Annotated in this window: 14 protein-coding genes; 9 read left to right on the forward strand and 5 right to left on the reverse strand. The window is 68.9% G+C overall.

The window, feature by feature from the left end; all coding sequences use genetic code 11:
- The 3 genes from A3IC_RS0142840 to xylA form a co-directional block, all read right to left on the reverse strand.
- Window positions 1–401: VOC family protein (locus A3IC_RS0142840; RefSeq protein ID WP_020556229.1), on the reverse strand; the 401-nt coding region annotated here is incomplete at its 3' end.
- 654 nt (window positions 402–1,055) lie between these two features.
- On the reverse strand, window positions 1,056–2,492 hold the full coding sequence (xylB, locus tag A3IC_RS0142845) for a xylulokinase (protein ID WP_020556230.1): 1,437 nt from the start codon (window positions 2,490–2,492) through the stop codon (window positions 1,056–1,058).
- Between the two features lies 1 nt (window position 2,493).
- Window positions 2,494–3,651 (reverse strand): xylose isomerase, encoded by a 1,158-nt coding sequence (xylA, locus tag A3IC_RS0142850; protein WP_020556231.1) that lies wholly within the window; start codon window positions 3,649–3,651, stop codon window positions 2,494–2,496.
- Between the two features lie 124 nt (window positions 3,652–3,775).
- Here xylA and A3IC_RS0142855 point away from each other — a divergent pair, with 124 nt between their 5' ends.
- Complete coding sequence (locus A3IC_RS0142855) at window positions 3,776–4,972, forward strand: ROK family transcriptional regulator (RefSeq protein ID WP_020556232.1); 1,197 nt, start codon at window positions 3,776–3,778, stop codon at window positions 4,970–4,972.
- 774 nt (window positions 4,973–5,746) lie between these two features.
- Here A3IC_RS0142855 and A3IC_RS66100 read toward each other — a convergent pair.
- The gene (locus A3IC_RS66100; RefSeq protein WP_079027054.1) at window positions 5,747–5,956 is read right to left on the reverse strand and encodes a transposase; all 210 of its coding nucleotides are present in this window, start codon (window positions 5,954–5,956) and stop codon (window positions 5,747–5,749) included.
- 352 nt (window positions 5,957–6,308) lie between these two features.
- Here A3IC_RS66100 and A3IC_RS0142865 point away from each other — a divergent pair, with 352 nt between their 5' ends.
- Window positions 6,309–8,243, forward strand: a complete 1,935-nt coding sequence (locus tag A3IC_RS0142865; protein ID WP_020556234.1) for a DUF8034 domain-containing protein — start codon at window positions 6,309–6,311, stop codon at window positions 8,241–8,243.
- A gap of 1,830 nt (window positions 8,244–10,073) precedes the next feature.
- On the opposite strand, the gene A3IC_RS0142880 is transcribed toward A3IC_RS0142865, so the two are convergent.
- Window positions 10,074–10,727 (reverse strand): GntR family transcriptional regulator, encoded by a 654-nt coding sequence (locus tag A3IC_RS0142880; protein WP_245599819.1) that lies wholly within the window; start codon window positions 10,725–10,727, stop codon window positions 10,074–10,076.
- Between the two features lie 155 nt (window positions 10,728–10,882).
- Between A3IC_RS0142880 and A3IC_RS0142885 the strand changes: the two genes are divergently transcribed.
- From A3IC_RS0142885 to A3IC_RS0142915, 7 genes are all read left to right on the forward strand, one after another.
- Entirely contained in the window at window positions 10,883–12,142 is a 1,260-nt protein-coding gene (locus tag A3IC_RS0142885; RefSeq protein WP_026219389.1) for an ABC transporter substrate-binding protein, read from the forward strand.
- Entirely contained in the window at window positions 12,139–13,026 is an 888-nt protein-coding gene (locus A3IC_RS0142890) for a carbohydrate ABC transporter permease (protein ID WP_052174056.1), read from the forward strand. The genes A3IC_RS0142885 and A3IC_RS0142890 overlap by 4 nt, the downstream gene beginning before the upstream one ends.
- Before the next feature lie 19 nt (window positions 13,027–13,045).
- Window positions 13,046–13,951, forward strand: a complete 906-nt coding sequence (locus A3IC_RS0142895) for a carbohydrate ABC transporter permease (protein ID WP_020556240.1) — start codon at window positions 13,046–13,048, stop codon at window positions 13,949–13,951.
- Between the two features lie 74 nt (window positions 13,952–14,025).
- Entirely contained in the window at window positions 14,026–14,811 is a 786-nt protein-coding gene (locus A3IC_RS0142900) for an RraA family protein (protein ID WP_020556241.1), read from the forward strand.
- Between the two features lie 40 nt (window positions 14,812–14,851).
- Complete coding sequence (locus A3IC_RS0142905) at window positions 14,852–15,178, forward strand: L-rhamnose mutarotase (protein WP_020556242.1); 327 nt, start codon at window positions 14,852–14,854, stop codon at window positions 15,176–15,178.
- A gap of 180 nt (window positions 15,179–15,358) precedes the next feature.
- Window positions 15,359–15,553, forward strand: a complete 195-nt coding sequence (locus A3IC_RS0142910) for a hypothetical protein (protein WP_026219391.1) — start codon at window positions 15,359–15,361, stop codon at window positions 15,551–15,553.
- Window positions 15,550–16,308: an SDR family NAD(P)-dependent oxidoreductase gene (locus A3IC_RS0142915; protein WP_026219392.1), complete on the forward strand. Its 759-nt coding sequence runs from the start codon at window positions 15,550–15,552 to the stop codon at window positions 16,306–16,308. The genes A3IC_RS0142910 and A3IC_RS0142915 overlap by 4 nt, the downstream gene beginning before the upstream one ends.
- Window positions 16,309–16,457 lie beyond the last annotated feature (149 nt).

The following is a 16,457-nucleotide window of genomic DNA, read 5'->3' on the forward strand; positions in this document are numbered from 1 at the left end:
GCCTGGCCGACCTCAATGAGGTATCCGTCGGGATCGCGGAGATAGCAGCGCAACTCGGCTTTCCGGTCGATGGGCGGGGTGAGGAATTCCGCCCCCTTGGCGCTCCAGTCCCTGTAGCAGGCCTCGATGTCGGCCACACGGATGTTGAGGAAGCTCGATGTGGTGTTGGGGTCATCGGGCGGCTGCAGCATCACATCGGGTTTGTCGGGGGTCGGGCCGCCGCCGGGATTCATGATGATCCAGCCGTTGGCGAGCTTGACGATGCACGGGTTCTCTTCCAGCACCACACTGCCGCCCAGGACGTCCGTGTGGAAGGCGCGCGACCGGGGCACGTCCCGCACGGTCAGGAAGTGCGTGAGGAGCACCCCGGTGACCGGGGCAGGCAGGTCCTCTCGCTGCATTGGCGGGTCCCCTTCACTTGCTGCCCACCGCGGACACCACGCGTGCCGTGGGCACGGCCGACGGTGCAGCCATGGGCGCGGGGCCGGTCGCACCGGCACCGCCGGCTGCGGGGGCACGGCCAGCGGTTCGGGCTCGGCTGTGGCCCAAGGGTCGGTGGATGCGGTGGTGCGGGTGACTGGGTCGGTGGACATCGGGGGGCCTCCCGACCAGGAGCGGATACGTGCCGGAAGGATGGCGAGCACCACCTTGTCCTTCGTCTGTACGAGCCTGCGACCAGCACAAACGCGCGGTCGACGCAACACCGGCCGACTCCGGAGGTGAACGTGCGGACCTCCTTGCGACGTCGCTTGCCCGGGCCGGGAACACGGACGCAGACCTTCACGTCGGCCTTGCCGAAGTCAATCCCGGCGCATCGTTCGTGGACGACGTCCATGCCCCGGCACCCCCCTTGGTGCTTCGCGTGATCGAACGGCGACCGTCCGGCGGGGACCAGGCAGGCAAGAGAGTCTGATTCACGTACTCGAGGCAACAATTCCGGGTGCCTGACGAAGAATCCCCGGCGTCCTACTCAGGATCGGGCTCCGGCAGCGCCAAGATTCCACGGCATCAGCCGGACGGCCGTAGCCCGATTTTCTCCCCTTGGGGTGTCACCGTCAGGCAATCGGATTACTCAGTAGGCCGGGACGTTCGAGATAGTGCGTACGGGCGGTTGCGAACCGGCTGCGGACCGCGGCGTCGAAGCGTTCCCCGGGGAGAACGGTGTGCCTGGTTTGCCAGGTTGGTGGAAAGTCGCCGTTCGGGTTCATGGCCCAGGCTGCTTGCCGGGCGGCACCGATTGCGACGTACTCGGCAGGTTCGGGCAGGGTGACGGGGCGTTCGAACAAGGCCGGGGCGATGGCGGTCACGGCGGGGGAGCGCGCCGCGCCTCCGGTGAGAAGCACGTGTCCGGTGGCGACGCCCGATGCGATGAGTGTGTCGAGGGCTTCTGCAAGGCCGCACAACATGCCTTCCACCGCAGCGCGGGCCAGGTGTGCGGGAGTCGCGTTGCCCCCGGTCAGGCCGTGGATCGCTCCGGTGGCGTCCGGGAGGTTGGGGGTTCGCTCGCCGGCCAGGTAGGGCACCAGCACCAAGCCGCCCGCTCCCGCCGGCGCGCACAGTGCGAGTTCGGCCAGCCGATCGTGGTTCACGTCGAGCATGTGTGCGATGGCGTCCAGCACGCCGGCGGCGTTGAGTGTGCACGCCAACGGGAGAAAGTTGCCCGTGGCGTCGGCGAATCCGGCGATTGTCCCGGTCGCGTCCGCGGTCGGGGAGTCGGTTGTGCCATACACCGTGCCCGACGTGCCCAGCGACACGATCACATCCCCAACCGCCGCACCCAGGCCGAGCGCGGCGGCCATGTTGTCACCCGTGCCCGCTGCCACCAGGATCCCTTCCGGGCTGATGCCGGCGGCCTGGTGCGGATCCAGCACCCGGGGCAGGATCGGGACGCGGCCGAACGCCAGTTGCAGGATCTCGTCGCGGTACGCGCCCTGCTGCGGCGACCAGTACCCGGTGCCCGAGGCATCCCCGCGGTCGGTCGTGAGGTCGGCGAGGTCGCCGGTGCCGCGGAGCCGCCAGGTGAGGTAGTCGTGTGGCAGGCAGACGGCCGCAACCCGCGCCGCGGCGTCGGGCTCGTGTTCGGCGAGCCAGCGCAGCTTGGTGACCGTGAACGACGCGACGGGGACGCTGCCGACAGCGTCTGCCCAGGCCTTCGGTCCGCCCAGTTCGGCGACCAGTTCGGTTGCCGCTCCGGCCGAGCGGGTGTCGTTCCAGAGCAGCGCGTCCCGGACCACTGCGCCGTCCTCATCGAGGCAGACGAGGCCGTGCTGCTGGCCCGCAACGGCCACCCCCTCGACGTCGGCGAGGCCGCCTGCCTCGTGGACCGCGCGTCCGAGCGCCTGCCACCACGCCTCGGGGCCGACCTCGGTCCCCTGCGGGTGCGACGCGCGCCCGGAACGCACGACGATTCCGCTTTCGGCGTCGCAGACCACGACCTTGCACGATTGCGTGGACGAGTCGATCCCCGCGACCAGCGGTGGGTTGCCCGCCATGTCAGCGCGCGCCGAGGATGTGCTCGACGGCCAACTGGTCGAGTCGCTCGTAGCCGAGGCCGCGTGCGGCGACACCGTCGAGGTCGAAGTCGCCGTCGCTGAGATCGGCGTACGTCTCGTCGGAGGCGAGTGTGGGGACGGCCAGTTCGCCGAGACCCGCGGCGGCGGCTGCCTCGCGGACTTCGGGGTCGGCACGGAATGCCTTCGCGCGCTCGCGCAGCAACAGGTACGTGCGCATGTTCGCGGCCGCCGACGCCCATACCCCGGAGGCGTCCTCGGTGCGCAGCGGCTTGTAGTCGAAGTGCCGCGGCCCGTCGTAGCCTGCGTGTTCCAGCAGGTCGACCAGGAAGAAGGCGCTCTTGAGGTCGCCGTGACCGAAGACCAGGTCCTGGTCGTACTTGGGCCCATGCTGGCCGTTGAGGTCGATGTGGAACAGCTTGCCCGCCCACAGTGCCTGGGCGACGCCGTGGACCACGTTCAGGCCGGCCATCTGCTCGTGGCCGACCTCGGGATTGAGCCCGACCATGTCGGGCTGTTCGAGGCTTTCGATGAACGCCAGCGCGTGACCGATCGTGGGCAGGAAGATGTCGCCACGTGGCTCGTTGGGCTTGGGCTCCAATGCGAAGCGCAGGCCGTAGCCCTGGTCGCGGACGTATCCGCACAGGATGTCGAGGGCTTCCTTGTACCGGTCCAGCGCGGCGTGCACGTCGGTCGCCGCATCGGACTCGCTGCCTTCCCGTCCGCCCCAGAACACGTAGGTACGCGCGCCGAGTTCGGCGGCCAAGTCGATGTTGCGGATGACTTTGTGCAGGGCGAATCGGCGTACGGACCGGTCGTTCGCGGTGAATGCGCCGTCCTTGAAAACGGGGTGGCTGAACAGATTCGTCGTCGCCATCGGCACAGCGAGGCCGGTCGCATCGAGCGCGGACCGGAATGCCGCGATCTTCTTGGCGCGTGTCGCTTCGTCCGCGCCGAAAGGGATCAGGTCGTCGTCGTGGAAGGTCACGCCGTGCGCGCCCAACTCCGCAAGCTTGTGCACTGCGGTCACGGGGTCGAGGGGCCCCCGGGTCGCGTCGCCGAACGGGTCGCGGGCCTGCCAGCCAACGGTCCACAGGCCGAAGGTGAACTTGTCGTCGGGCTGCGGAATCAGGTTCGGCACGTCATCTCCCAGAAATAAGTCTAATGTCTAGACTAAACAGTGACAGCTAAGCCGCACGTGCCCGCGATGTCAAGATCCGCTGCCGCAGGCAATCCGGGCTCGGCGCGATGAAAGGATCACTGCCATGACCGCGCCGCCCCGCCCCACCCACATCGACACCATGCGAGAGCGGAACCTTGCGCTCGTCCTCCAAGAGATCGCCCGTCGGCAACCGGTCACTCGCGCTCGGCTCGCAGAACTGACCGGGCTGACGAAGACCACCGTGACCGGTCAGGTGGCCGCCTTGGAAGGGCTGCGCCTGGTCACCAGCGGGGGGCCGGTGCGTGAGGGCGCACGTGGTCGCCCGGGCGCGCCGGTCTCGCTTGCGCCCGGCCCCGTGGCAGGGCTCGGCCTGGAGGTAAACGGGCACTACCTCGCAGCGTGCGTCCTGGACCTGACCGGCGGTGTGCGCCTGAGCGAGACCTACGCGTGCGACAACCGCGGCCGTGACGCTCGCGACACTCTGGCGGCGCTGGCCGCACTGGCGCGGCAGATGATCACGCGGTCCACCGAGGCCGGACTGGCCGTGGTCGGGACCGCGGTTGCGCTGCCCGGCGTCATCGCCGAGGACCGGGTCAACGCCCCGAACCTCGGCTGGGACTCGGTTCCGGCCGCGGCGCTGCTCGATGACGCCCTCCCCGTTCAGACGATCGGTCTCACGGTGGACAACGAGGCGAACCTCGGAGCATTGGGCGAACGTTGGTACGGGGTCGGCCGAGGCGCGGGCAGCTACATCTACCTGTCCGGCGAGATCGGTATCGGCGCCGGCATCGTGGTCGACGGCGAACTCTTCCGCAGTGCCCACGGCTCGGCCGGCGAACTGGGCCACGTCGTTGTCGACCCGGACGGACCCGCGTGCCGCTGCGGCGGCGCCGGTTGCCTGGAACAGGTCGCCGGCCTCGACGCTGTCCTGCGCGCGGCGGGTGTCTCCGACACTTCCGGAACGTCCGAGTCGAGGCTGTCCGAATTGCTGCGCCGTCTCGCCGACGGCGACCACGACGCGCTCCGGGCGGTCGACGCTGCCGGCCGGGGACTGGCGGTGGCGCTCGTCGGGGCGGTGAACCTTCTGGACCCGGACACGATCATCCTCGGCGGGCTGCTCGCGCGCCTCGCGTTTTGGCTCATCCCCCCGATTGAGGGTGCCGTCATCCGAGGCGGCGGCAAGCTGCGCGGCCGCACGCCCGTTCTCCGTGCGTCGACGCTGGAGGCGGGCAGCGCCGTACGAGGTGCGGCGGGGACCGTCCTCGCCGCTGTTCTCGCGGACCCGCTCAGCGTCGCCTGACCGCAACGCCGGGTCGCAACGCGCCGGATGCCGACCTGCCCGACTGATCGGCAAGGCCCTCGCTCCGCCGGATCTGCGCCGCTACGGGATTCCGCTCGGCGGTCGCGGTCCATGCGGCTTCCCCGACGCGCGCCTGAGCGGGTGCGGGCGAACCGACCCGCCGCTGCCGTGATCATGCGGGAGACGGTCGTCAGGGCGGGCGGCAGGGCCCGATGGCGAGGCAACGGAGTTTCCTGGGGACAAGCTGTCCTGGTCGCGCCGGGCCACTGCGAGGTGGGTCATCACCTCGGAAGGGTGCAGGTGGGTTTCGTTGTCGTGGGCGAGATGGCGGCGGTGCATGAGCCGGCCGACGGTCCGCTCGACGTCCCACCGGCTGGGGAGGAGCTTGAATCCCATGACGGTGGGGTCGCGTTGCACGACGTGGACGTCGATCCCGAGGGTCGCGCCGTGATCGACGGGCTTGGTGCGGTAGCCGCTGGGTGGATGCCGACGATGTGGCCGGAGACGCTCGCGGCTGTTACCCGGTCCGCGAACTGCCGGCCCAGCGGGCCCGCCATAGCCGGGCCGGCGCGGTACCGCGCTGCCGGTTGGACGACTTCCCTGCGGGCGACGGCGACCGCATGGGCCGGCCCGCGCGCCTCCCGCGCAAGCTGGAACGGGGTGCGTTGTCAGTATTCGGAATCGCCCACCACCACCGACGGGTCCGGCCGCCAGGTCGCCGGTTCATCGAGGATCCCCAGGGCCGGCCGCCACCTCCCCGGTCCCGGTTGCCGACTACCGGATCCCGACGGCCCGGCACCGGGCAGGGTCGTCGACCCATTCGCCCGGCAGGTACGGCCGCCACTGCAACTGCAACTGCAACTGCAACGGGCACGAGGCCGTGCCGGTGGCCGCATCCACACCGAAGGCGACCCGACGGTTCGCCCGTCTTCCCAGCGCGCCGCAGAAGACCCAACGAAGTGCTACTGGCTGGTGGCTGACCATTGGATCGAGCGCTACGGCGCGCGGGTCGACTCCTGTCGCTTACCCAAAGGCGAGGATGTGCGGCACGAGCGGGCCGAGCAGGCGGGTTGGGGCGGTGATGGAGCGCTCGACCGACCGTTGCCGTGGGCGACGGGTGGTTCGACGACGCGACCGTCTCCGGGAAGTGACAGTCGTCCGCCGTTGACCGGCAAGAGTGCGCTCCGAGGGCCGCGAGGGCCATCGCGCCGGCCCCCGGGGTCGCGTGCCCGGAGGCAGGCGGTCTCGTTGACATGCCGCGCGACGGGTGGGTAGCTTTCAGGCAATCTAATCGATAACCGATAGAGAATGCCTCCGCGAGACAAGGTTGCAGAACATGGGTGCCGCCATCACCAGGATCACTGCCACGACACCCCTCGCGCGGCCGCCGGTCTGGGCGATCCTGGAGCGCGAACTGTTCCGCCGGTTGGATGACGCGTGGCGGCGCTTCCAAGCGCTCTACTGCGCTGATGACGGGTCGCTGCGCTACAGCGGCGGAACTGTCGGTCGCGACGGGGCCGACGACTTCTATGAGCCCTTCTTCAACTGGCCGGTCCTGTACATGCTCGGCGGCGCGGACGACCTGCTCGAAGCCTGCAAGCACCACTGGCGCGGCGTGACCGCCCAGCTCACCGCCCGCGGCATGCTCACGGACGAGTACGAGAACGGCTACGACTGGTTCCACCAGGGCGAGTCTGCGCTCTTCTTCTATGGCATCTGCGCAGCGGACCCTTCGGACGAACATTTCCGCGCACGCGCCTTGCGGTTCGCGAATCTCTTCCTCGGGGACTCCGAGACCGGCAACTACGACCCCGATCTCCGTATGATGCGCGCACCGCACATCGGAGCGGGAGGCCCCCTGCCGGGGCTTGGTGAGAACCAGCCGTACAGCGCCGACCTCGTCGGCATGGAGCCGTACGGTCTGCCGCTTCGCGACCTGCCCGGCATCACCGGCTGGTCGGATCTCGCGGATCCGGCGAACGCGAATCTGATGCGCACAGAGATGGACGCGCGGCTGGGCGCCGGCGACGTCCCGATCAACCTCGCGGCCACCTCGCTCGCGGTCAACGCCTGGCTCTACGACCACGATTGGCGCTTCGCTGCCTTCGTGACCGACTACGTCGGCGCGTGGGCCGAGCGCACCCGCGACAACGGCGGCCTGATCCCCGACAACGTAGGCCCGACCGGACGCGTCGGCGAACTACACGGTGGGCGTTGGTACGGCGGCCACTACGGCTGGACCTGGCCGCACGGCCTGCACAGTGTCGCGGCCGCCGCGCTGATCGGGGCGATCAACGCCACCCTGGTCGGCGGCGGGCCCGCCGGCCTGGATCTGCCCCGCAAGCCGCTCGAGAAGGCGCTGGCCCTGGCTCGACGCGCGGTCATGGATCCCTCCGAAGCCACCTTGTACGACCAGTGGGCCGACCGCCTCGGCGCGGATGCCGCCGGCCCGCTGCTGCTGGTGCCCTATCGCCGTGACGACGACGGCTGGTTCGACCACGAACCCATGCAGCCGGCCTTTCCGGCTTGGCTGTGGTGGACCAGCCGCGACCCGCAAGACGCGGCGACGTTGTCCGACCTGGCTGCGGAGTCGGGATACGACTGGCGAGAGGTCCGTGCCTTCCGCGACAAGGAGGAGGCCGGGCACGAGGCCCCGTGGTGGACCTATCTGCACGGCGACAACCCCGACTATCCGGAATTGGCCCTGACCATGGCGCTGGGCCAGCTCAACCGGCAGCTCGCGCTCATGGAACGGTTCCCCACACCGCCGGTCGGCGACGACATCCACTGGTGGCAACGCCTGAATCCGGTGGTGACCGAGGTCCTGACCCAGTTGGTCGGCGGTGCTCCGCAGATGCTCTACAACGGCGGACTTCCCCTGGCGCAGCTGCGCTGGGCAGACGTGCTGCGCGGCCGTCCGGGGCTGCCGGACCAGGTGTCCGCGCTCGTCGAGGAGATCGGCGAGGCACACACGACTGTCCTGGTGGTCAACCTGGACCCGGTCGCGGACAAGATCATCGAAGTCGTGGGCGGCGCGTACGACGAACATCCGATCGTCGCGGTGTCCTACGACGCCTTCGAAAGTGACTACCCCGACGACTCGCGGCGGTACCTGCCGCCGCCCGGTGAGCCCTCCGAACGCCGCGAGGAGGTTTCGGACCGCCTGCACATCCGCATCCCGGCACAGACGAGCATCCGGCTGCGCCTTGAGCACGACCGCTTCGGCCGCCGGCCACGGCATCAGGACCTGCACCGCAGGCCGTCGGTCTGACCGTTCACGAGCGCCCATGGACGTCGTCAACCTGACGAGACCGTCCGAAGGCCGTGAACTTGACTACGAGGCGCCCACGGCGTCCTGGCGGCTCGACGTCGCACCGGCACGGACAAGCGATGCACACGGCTGACGTGACGTTGCGGCGATGGCGTGTTCCTCGTACCCGCTGTTGCGACGACGGCCGAAGTTCTCCGGCTCGGCATCACCAAACATCGACAGCATCCATTTCGGGGAGCGCCTACGGTCGGTGACGAAGGAGCCTGGGCGCGCGTCGTTGGGAGGGGCGCGGTTGCACACGTGGGAACCCGCGCGGGGAACCGATGCTCCGTCGGCATGTTGTCGAAGGCTCGATCGAGCGGCACGCGGTCCGCACGGTCGATGCATGGAGATGTCGTTGTCGTGGTGGGCCGGGTTGCTGTTCCCGACGGCCGGGGTGCGTGTCGAGAGCGTCGACGTCGATGCCGACGAAGTCCACGTCCGCGCGGCGGGCAACGCTGAAGGCACCGCGGTCCGGACTGTGGTGCTTCGTCGGTGCGGGTGCACGACCGCTGTACTCGGCGCCGGCCCACGGCATGGTCGCGCGGTCACGGTTCACCCGGCCGTGTCCCGCTTCGTCTGCGCCGACCGAGGGTGCCCACGACGGACGTTCGTCGAGCGGGTCGGCTGCGTCATTGCAGACGGAGCCGCGCTCTGCGGACGGTGCCGGAGCGGATCGCGCTCGCCCTGGCGGGCTGCGGTCCGTACCGCCGCCCCCGATACCCCATACCGTGGCCGACCGACGGCACGCGTGGAGGAACCTGCGCGAGGTCGTGGAGAAGTGCCTCCTCGCGCACCGCGACCGCCTCCCCGAACCACGGGACGCCGAAACAGGCGGAGCCCGAGCCCGACGGGACCTCGTGCCGGATGCGCTCGAGGGCGCGCTGTGGGTCCGCAGTCGGGAGCGGTGCGCCGCCGTCCAGGACATGGTCGCCAAGGGCGTGGGTCTCCGCGATCGCCGAGGTGCTCGGCCTGGATCCCATGGACGGTACGGCGGTTCGCGCACGCGCTGACCGTCGAGGAGCCCCTCACCGTGCACGCCGCCCACAGCCGCGGGCCGCTCCGGCCCTACCTCGGCTGCCTCCACCGGTGGTGGAACGAACGCTGCACCGACGGGGCCGTCCTTCATGCGAGGATCCGGCAGCTCGGCCACGGGGGCGCCAAGCGGCGGTGCGGCGCCGACTGCAACCCATGCGGGCATCCGGACAGTCGGCGCCGAAGGCGCTCCACACGCCCACCGTCCGCCTGATCGCTCAGTGGCTCACCCGCCACCCCGACTCCCTCACGGCGGAGGGATACGGTGCGGCTCGAGACCGTCCTGGCGCCCAGCCCGGGGCTTCACCAGGTGTGCGACGCGGTGGGCGCGATCGCCGAGACGATGCGCGACCGTGTGGACGCGAACTCCCCGACTGGATCGACCGCGTCGCAGCCGAGGGCGCTGTCCCCCGCTGCGCGCCGTCGCCGTGATTCTTCGCCGCGACCTCGACGCTGTCACTGCCGGACCTGTCGCCGCTCCGGAACAGTGGCCCGGTCGAAGGTGCTGTTGCACGCGTCGTCTCGCACGGCCCGTGTTCGGGCGGGCCGGCTTCGACCTTCTCCGCCTTCGGATCATCAACGCCAACACCCGATGTCACGGGTGCGTTACCGCGCCCATCAACCCGGAGCCGCCGGCCGTGCGGTGTTCCGGGCCGCTGCCGCTGTCGGGGGCGCGCCATCCGTTCGGCTGATGACGTCGTGCGGATGGGGCGCTGTGCAAACGTCGCCGGTGTGGCGGCGCACAGTCCGCAAGTCTCACTGTTCCGGCGATGCCCTGGCATCGTCGGCTGTACACAGCTCGCCGAGCGCGTGCGCGTGGAACGCCTGAGCGGCCCGATCCGCGTCTCCCGACGCCAGCGTGCCGATGAGTTCGTCGTGCGCCTTGGACATCGCCGTCCAGCTGCCGTCCCACAGGGGATTGGAGACCACGAGTAGTGTGCGCAGGCTCGCCTCCATCATGGTCCACATCCGGCCGACGAACGGGTTCGGCGAGGCATGGCACACGGCGCGGTGGAATGCCAGGTCCGCCTCACGGAAGGCGGCTATGTCCTGCGCCGCCGCAGCTTCTCGCATGCCGTCGACCAGGCCGCGCAGCTCGCTGATCAGGCCGTCCGGGCGTTGCGTCGCCACCCCCCGCGCAGCGAACTCCTCGATCATCGCCCGCACCTCACGCGCGGCGGATGCTTCGGCTTCGGGTACTTCGGCCACATAGTTGCCGCGTCGCGGCACGTGGTTGACCAGGCCCTCGTGGGCGAGGCGTTTGAGTGCCTCGCGTACCGGGGCCTGGCTCACTTGCAGTTGGCGGGCAAGTACCGACTCCACGACCCGCGTGCCGGGGGCGAGTTCACCTTTCACGATGCGGGCCCGGACTCGATCGTAGACGTCGTCCGACAGAAGCCTTCGTGCCACGGGTAGACCGGCGATGTTGTCCAAGACTGCTTTGCTCCTCGGCTGGTCGGTGCACACACGCGTTTCGTCGAAGTTACGAACTACCGTTGACAAGGATACGGGACGTGCCTACCGTATCGCCAATCGATTACCGATTATTCACCGGAGAAGTGATCATGGGCAGAAGAAGAGCTTCAACGGCACTGGCCGGCATCGCCGCCGCGACGATGTTCATGACGGCGTGTGGCAGCGGATCCGGGAAGTCGGATGCCGGGGCATCGGGCGGCGAGGGCACCGTGCGGATGCTGGTGAACATCACTCCGAACCTGACGCAGTCCTTCTGGAAGGACCTGGTGCGTCCCTTCGAGGCGGCGAACCCGGGGATCAAGGTCAAGATCGAGAGCCCGTCCTCGGCGTCGGTGGACACCACACTGACCACCGAGTTGGCCGCCGGTACCGAGCCGGACGTCGTGGAGGGCGCCAACATCCATCCCTTCGCCGAACGTCTGCTCGACCTGAGCGGGCAGCCCTGGGCCACCTCGGCGCCGCTTGCCGACAAGCTGGCCGTCGACGGCAAGACCTACGCCGTCCCGGTGGGTGTCCAGCTCCAGTCGCTGATGTTCTACAACAAGGATCTGTTCGCCAAGGCCGGCATCACCGCGCCGCCCACCACGATGGACGAGCTGACCGCCGACATGGCCAAGCTCAAGGCCACCGGCATCAAGCCGGTGCAGACCGCCGGCGACTGGGTCACCGGCGCGCAGATCTCGATGATCGCCGCGCCGACCCTCCTGGGCAGGCAGCCCACCTGGTACACGGACGTCAATTCCGGCAAGACCAGCCTGACGGCCACCATGAAGCCGGTGCTGGACCTCTACAACAGTTGGCTGGGCGCCGGCTACCTCAACAAGGACGCTCTCGGTGTGAAGTACGCCGATGGTGAGGCCGCGTTCCTCGACGGCAAGGCCGCCATGTACCCGATGGGGAGTTGGTTCGCCGCGGCCGCCACGAACCCCTCGTTCCCGATCGGTGTCTTCCCCATCCCGGCAATCGACGGGACCGGGCAGGCGCCCATGGGCGTCTCGCCCACCGCGAACTACGCGATCTTCAAGTCGAGCAAGCACCAGGACGCCGCGCGGAAGCTGGTCGAGTACCTGACCAACAATAAGGACGCGGTGACCACCCAACTCAAGCAGGACGGCACGTTCCGCACCGGCTTCTCCTACCACGGCAGCGAACTCGGCGACGCGGTGCAAGGCATCCTGCAGCAGGTCGGCACCAACGTCGGCCCGACCGGCGGCGGCTACGGCCCCGACCAACTGCCGGCCGGGTACGACACGCAGTTCAACAAGAACGTGCAGGGGTTGTACATCGGCCAATCGGTGCCGACCGTGCTGTCGTCGCTCGACAAGTGGCTGGCGGCGCAGCCGAAATGACCATGCTACGCCGGACCAGGAGCGCGCTACCGGGCGTGGTGATGAGTGCGCCCGCGATCATCATGTTCGGGCTGCTGATGATCGTCCCGCTTGCTCTGTCCGTCTATCTCAGCTTTACGAACTGGAACGGCTACAGCGCGCATCCGATGGGTGTCGGGCTGGCGAACTACCGACGCCTCTGGCATGACCCTGAGGTCTTGCACGCGGCGTGGGTCACCGGGGTCCTGGCGGTGGTCGGGACCATCGGGTGCAACGCGCTGGGGCTGGGCGCCGCCGTGGCGATCAGCCGACCGGGGAAGGCGAACAGGATCTTCCGGGCCGTCTTCTTCTATCCCTACGTGATCAGTGCGCTGATAATCGGGTTCCTCTGGTCGGCGATTCTGTCCAACGGTGGGGTGATCAACAACTACCTCACCTCGCACGGACACGAAGCACTGCCCTTCCTGTCCGATCCGGACTGGGCCCTGGGCAGCTTGATCTTCGTGGTCCTGTGGTCCGGCTTCGGGCTCACCATGGTGCTGTACATCGCCGCCTTGCAGACGGTACCGGCTTCGCTGATCGAGGCGGCGCGCATCGATGGCGCGAGCCCGTGGGCGATCTTCCGGCAGGTGACGATGCCGTCGATCGCGCCGTTCGTCACCGTCAACCTCGTCCTGGTCCTCGTGTCGATGATGCGCGTCTACGAGCTCGTGCTCGCGCTCACCGGGGGCGGGCCGGCGGGACAGACCCAGACCGCCGCCTATCTGATCCTCGGCCAGTCGTTCCAGAACAACGCGCTCGGTTACGGCTCGGCCCAAGCCGTGATCCTCACCGTGGTGACCGGCGCACTCGCGTTGGGGCTGACCACACTGCTGCGGCGGCGTGAAACCGCCGTCGCGGCATGACCTCACGGGAAGACCCACTATGAGCAATCCGACCTCGCGGCGCTCCGACCGCCGTTCCCCCGCCCCGTCGCGCTCCGGCGCCGCCGGTCTGCTCCACACCTCGCGTGCCGCGACGCGCTGGGCGGGGTTGGTCCTCGGTTCGCTGCTGATGCTGGTGCCGATGTACGTGCTGGTCGTCAACGCTTTCAAGGACCAGGACGACATCCAGAACTCGCCGTTCGGCCTGCCCCTGAGTCGGTTGACACTCGCCCATGTCCAGGACGTTCTGGACAACCCGGACTTCGACCTCGTCAAGGCATACGGCGTAACCCTGCTGTTCGTCGTCGTGGTGAACGTGCTCTCTCTGGCGGTCTGCGGGCCGGTCTCCTACGTGATCGCGCGAGGGAGAGGGCGCCGCCATGTCGCTCTTCTGCTGATGTTCGTCGCCGGCACGTTCATCCCGAACCAGGTGCTGCTGATCCCCGTCGTATTCGTGTTGAAGACCCTCGGCCTGATGGGGACGGTCCCGGGCTTCGTCCTGTTCGAGACGTGCTTGACCATCCCGTTCTCGGTGTTCCTCTATGCCGCGTACATCCGCACGATTCCGCGGGAACTCGACGAGGCGGCGGCGATCGACGGAGCAGGCCGCATCGGCACCTTCTGGAGGATCGTCTTCCCTCTGATGCGACCCGTCGTCGCGACTGCGGTCATCCTGCACAGCCTGAGTATCTGGAACGACTTCGTCACCCCCCAGATCATCCTCGGACCGGGCAGTGGCCTGTACACGGTGACGACCGGCGTCTACGCGGCGATCGGCCAGTACTCCACCAATTACACGGTCGTCTTCCCGAACCTTCTGTTGGCGATCGCCCCGGCACTGGCGTTCTTCATCGTCATGCAGCGGTACATCGTGAACGGCCTGACCAGTGGCGCGACGAAGGGCTGAACAGTGATGGCCGGACATCCCCCATGCCACAAGACATTCCGCCAGTACGGCTTGACAACATCGGAGCAGGACGCATGACGTCGCAACTCACCCACACCGAGAGCGCCGAAGTCCCGTGGGACATTCCGGTACGAGGGACCCGCCGTACCGAAACCGCCCCCGGACTCGTCGCCGAACTCGGCCGCGTCAGCTCCGCGACCGCGTGCGCCAAACTGCACGCCGACGGCATCAGGCGCACCTTCGTGCACGGGCCGACGCCGCTCGTACCCGGGCAGCAGGCCACCGGGGTCGCGCGAACATTGCAGTTCATGCCCCAGCGCGAGGACGTGGCCAGTGGCCTCGGCCAGGAGGACGTGGAGAAGCACACCGCGCTCTGGGAGGTGCTCGAGATCATCGAGCCCGGAGACATCCTGGTCGTACAGGCCTTCGGAAGCCCGTTCGCCGGATGCTTCGGCGACATGCTGGTCCGCTATTTCAAGAAGAAGGGCGGCGCCGGAATCGTGGTCGACGGCTACATCCGCGACGCGCCGCGCGTGAAGCAACTCGGGGTGCCGATCTGGTGCCGCGGTACGACCCCGCACTACGCCTCGCAATCCGACCTGTTCCCCTGGGGATACGACGTGCCGGTCGCCGTCGGCGGCGTGCTGTGCCTACCCGGTGACCTGGTGATCGCCGACGACGACGGTGCGGTGGTGGTACCCGCGGCCAAGGCGCCGGCGGTGGTGGAGACGGCGCGCGACCACGAGCAGTGGGAGGTGTTCAGCCGCCTCAAGATCGACGACGGTGCCCGCCTGGGCGACTACTACCCCCTCACCCAGGCCACCCGCGACGAGTACGAACAGTGGCGGCGAGACGCGTAGCCGAGACGAATCACGCGCCCATCACCGGAAGGTCCCGCCCATGGAACGACGCGTGCGCCGGACTCGGCTGCGCCCCGGCCGGCAGACCCGCTACCGCCTGATCCACGCCCGAGTGCCGGACCGGCTCGCCGACGCACTGCGAGACGCCGGGGTCCAGAGCTGGGAGATCTGGTGCGACGGGTTGTCGCTGATCCACATCATCGACTGCGTCGTCAGCTATGACGCGACGATGGCGCACCTGTCCGCCTACGAGCCGGATCCGACGTGGGACGAACTGATCGCCGAGTGCCTGGACCCGGCTCCGGAGGCCAACACGAGCCTGCAGCAGGTCTGGTACCTCAACTCGGCGACGCAGGGCCCGGGCTGACACCGGATCGCGCGGCGAGCCTCCGTGGAACCGCACAGCAGCCCCGTCGCCGCTGTGCAGAGCGGGAAGGTCGCCGAGCACATTCCACACCTGGGGCGGTGACCCGCACCGAAATCGACAGCCGGAGACGGCGAGGTCACCGCACCTCTTCTTCCGCACCCCGCATGGACAGGAACCCCGTTGCTTTCCGACACCACCGCGCGGGTCGTCGCTGTGGATACCCACGACATCCGCTTCCCGACGTCCCGGGAAATCGATGACCCGAACCCGATGCACCCCGACCCCGACTCCTCGGCCGCACACCTGATTCCGCGTACCGAGACTCCCGACGATCCGGCCGCTGCCGACATACCCACGACGAAGGTGTCCGCATGACCGTCGAACTCACCGGACTCCGTGCTCTCGTCACCGGCGGCGCTTCAGGAATCGGGCTGGCCGTCTCCCGGCTGCTCATCGAGCGGGGGGCCCGAGTGGCCGTCCTAGATCTTGCCCCATCCGACTGTGAGCCGCCCCTGACAGCGCTTCAGGCCGATGTCGGGAACGACGCCTCCGTCAGGAACGCCGTGAGAAGCGCCGCGGCAGCCCTCGGCGGGATCGACATCCTCGTCAACAACGCCGGTATGGGCGCCGTCGGCACCGTGGAGGACAACCCCGACGAGCAGTGGCACCGCGTCCTCGACATCAATGTCCTCGGCATCGTTCGCGTGACCCGTGCCGCGCTGCCCCACCTGCGCCGCTCCCCACACGCCACGATCGTCAACACCTGCTCGATCGCCGCGACGACCGGGCTCCCCCAACGCGCCCTGTACTCCGCGAGCAAGGGAGCCGTCCTCTCACTCACCCTGGCCATGGCTGCCGACCACGTACGAGAAGGCATCCGGGTCAACTGCGTCAACCCCGGAACGGTGGACACACCCTGGGTAGGCAGGCTGCTGGACGCCGCTGCGGACCCTGCGGCGGAACGCGCGGCGCTCGACGCCCGCCAGCCCCACGGGCGTCTGGTCACCGCCAACGAGGTGGCCGCCGCCATCGTGTATCTGGCCGGTCCGGCGGCCGGCTCCGTCACCGGTTGTGCCCTGGCAGTCGACGGTGGAATGGCCACACTGCGACTGAGACCGGTGAGCCCATGAGCCAATACCTGAGGAGAGAGCCGCTGGGCGGCAACTCCCCTCGGCCGCACCGCCCGTGAGCCGACTGCACCTGCCGTAGACGTGCCACACCGTACTCGCCGGACGTGGCCCCCTTCCGCAGGACTCACGGAGCAGTTGAACCACCAGCG

This window comes from Embleya scabrispora DSM 41855, assembly GCF_000372745.1.
GTDB lineage: Bacteria > Actinomycetota > Actinomycetes > Streptomycetales > Streptomycetaceae > Embleya > Embleya scabrispora.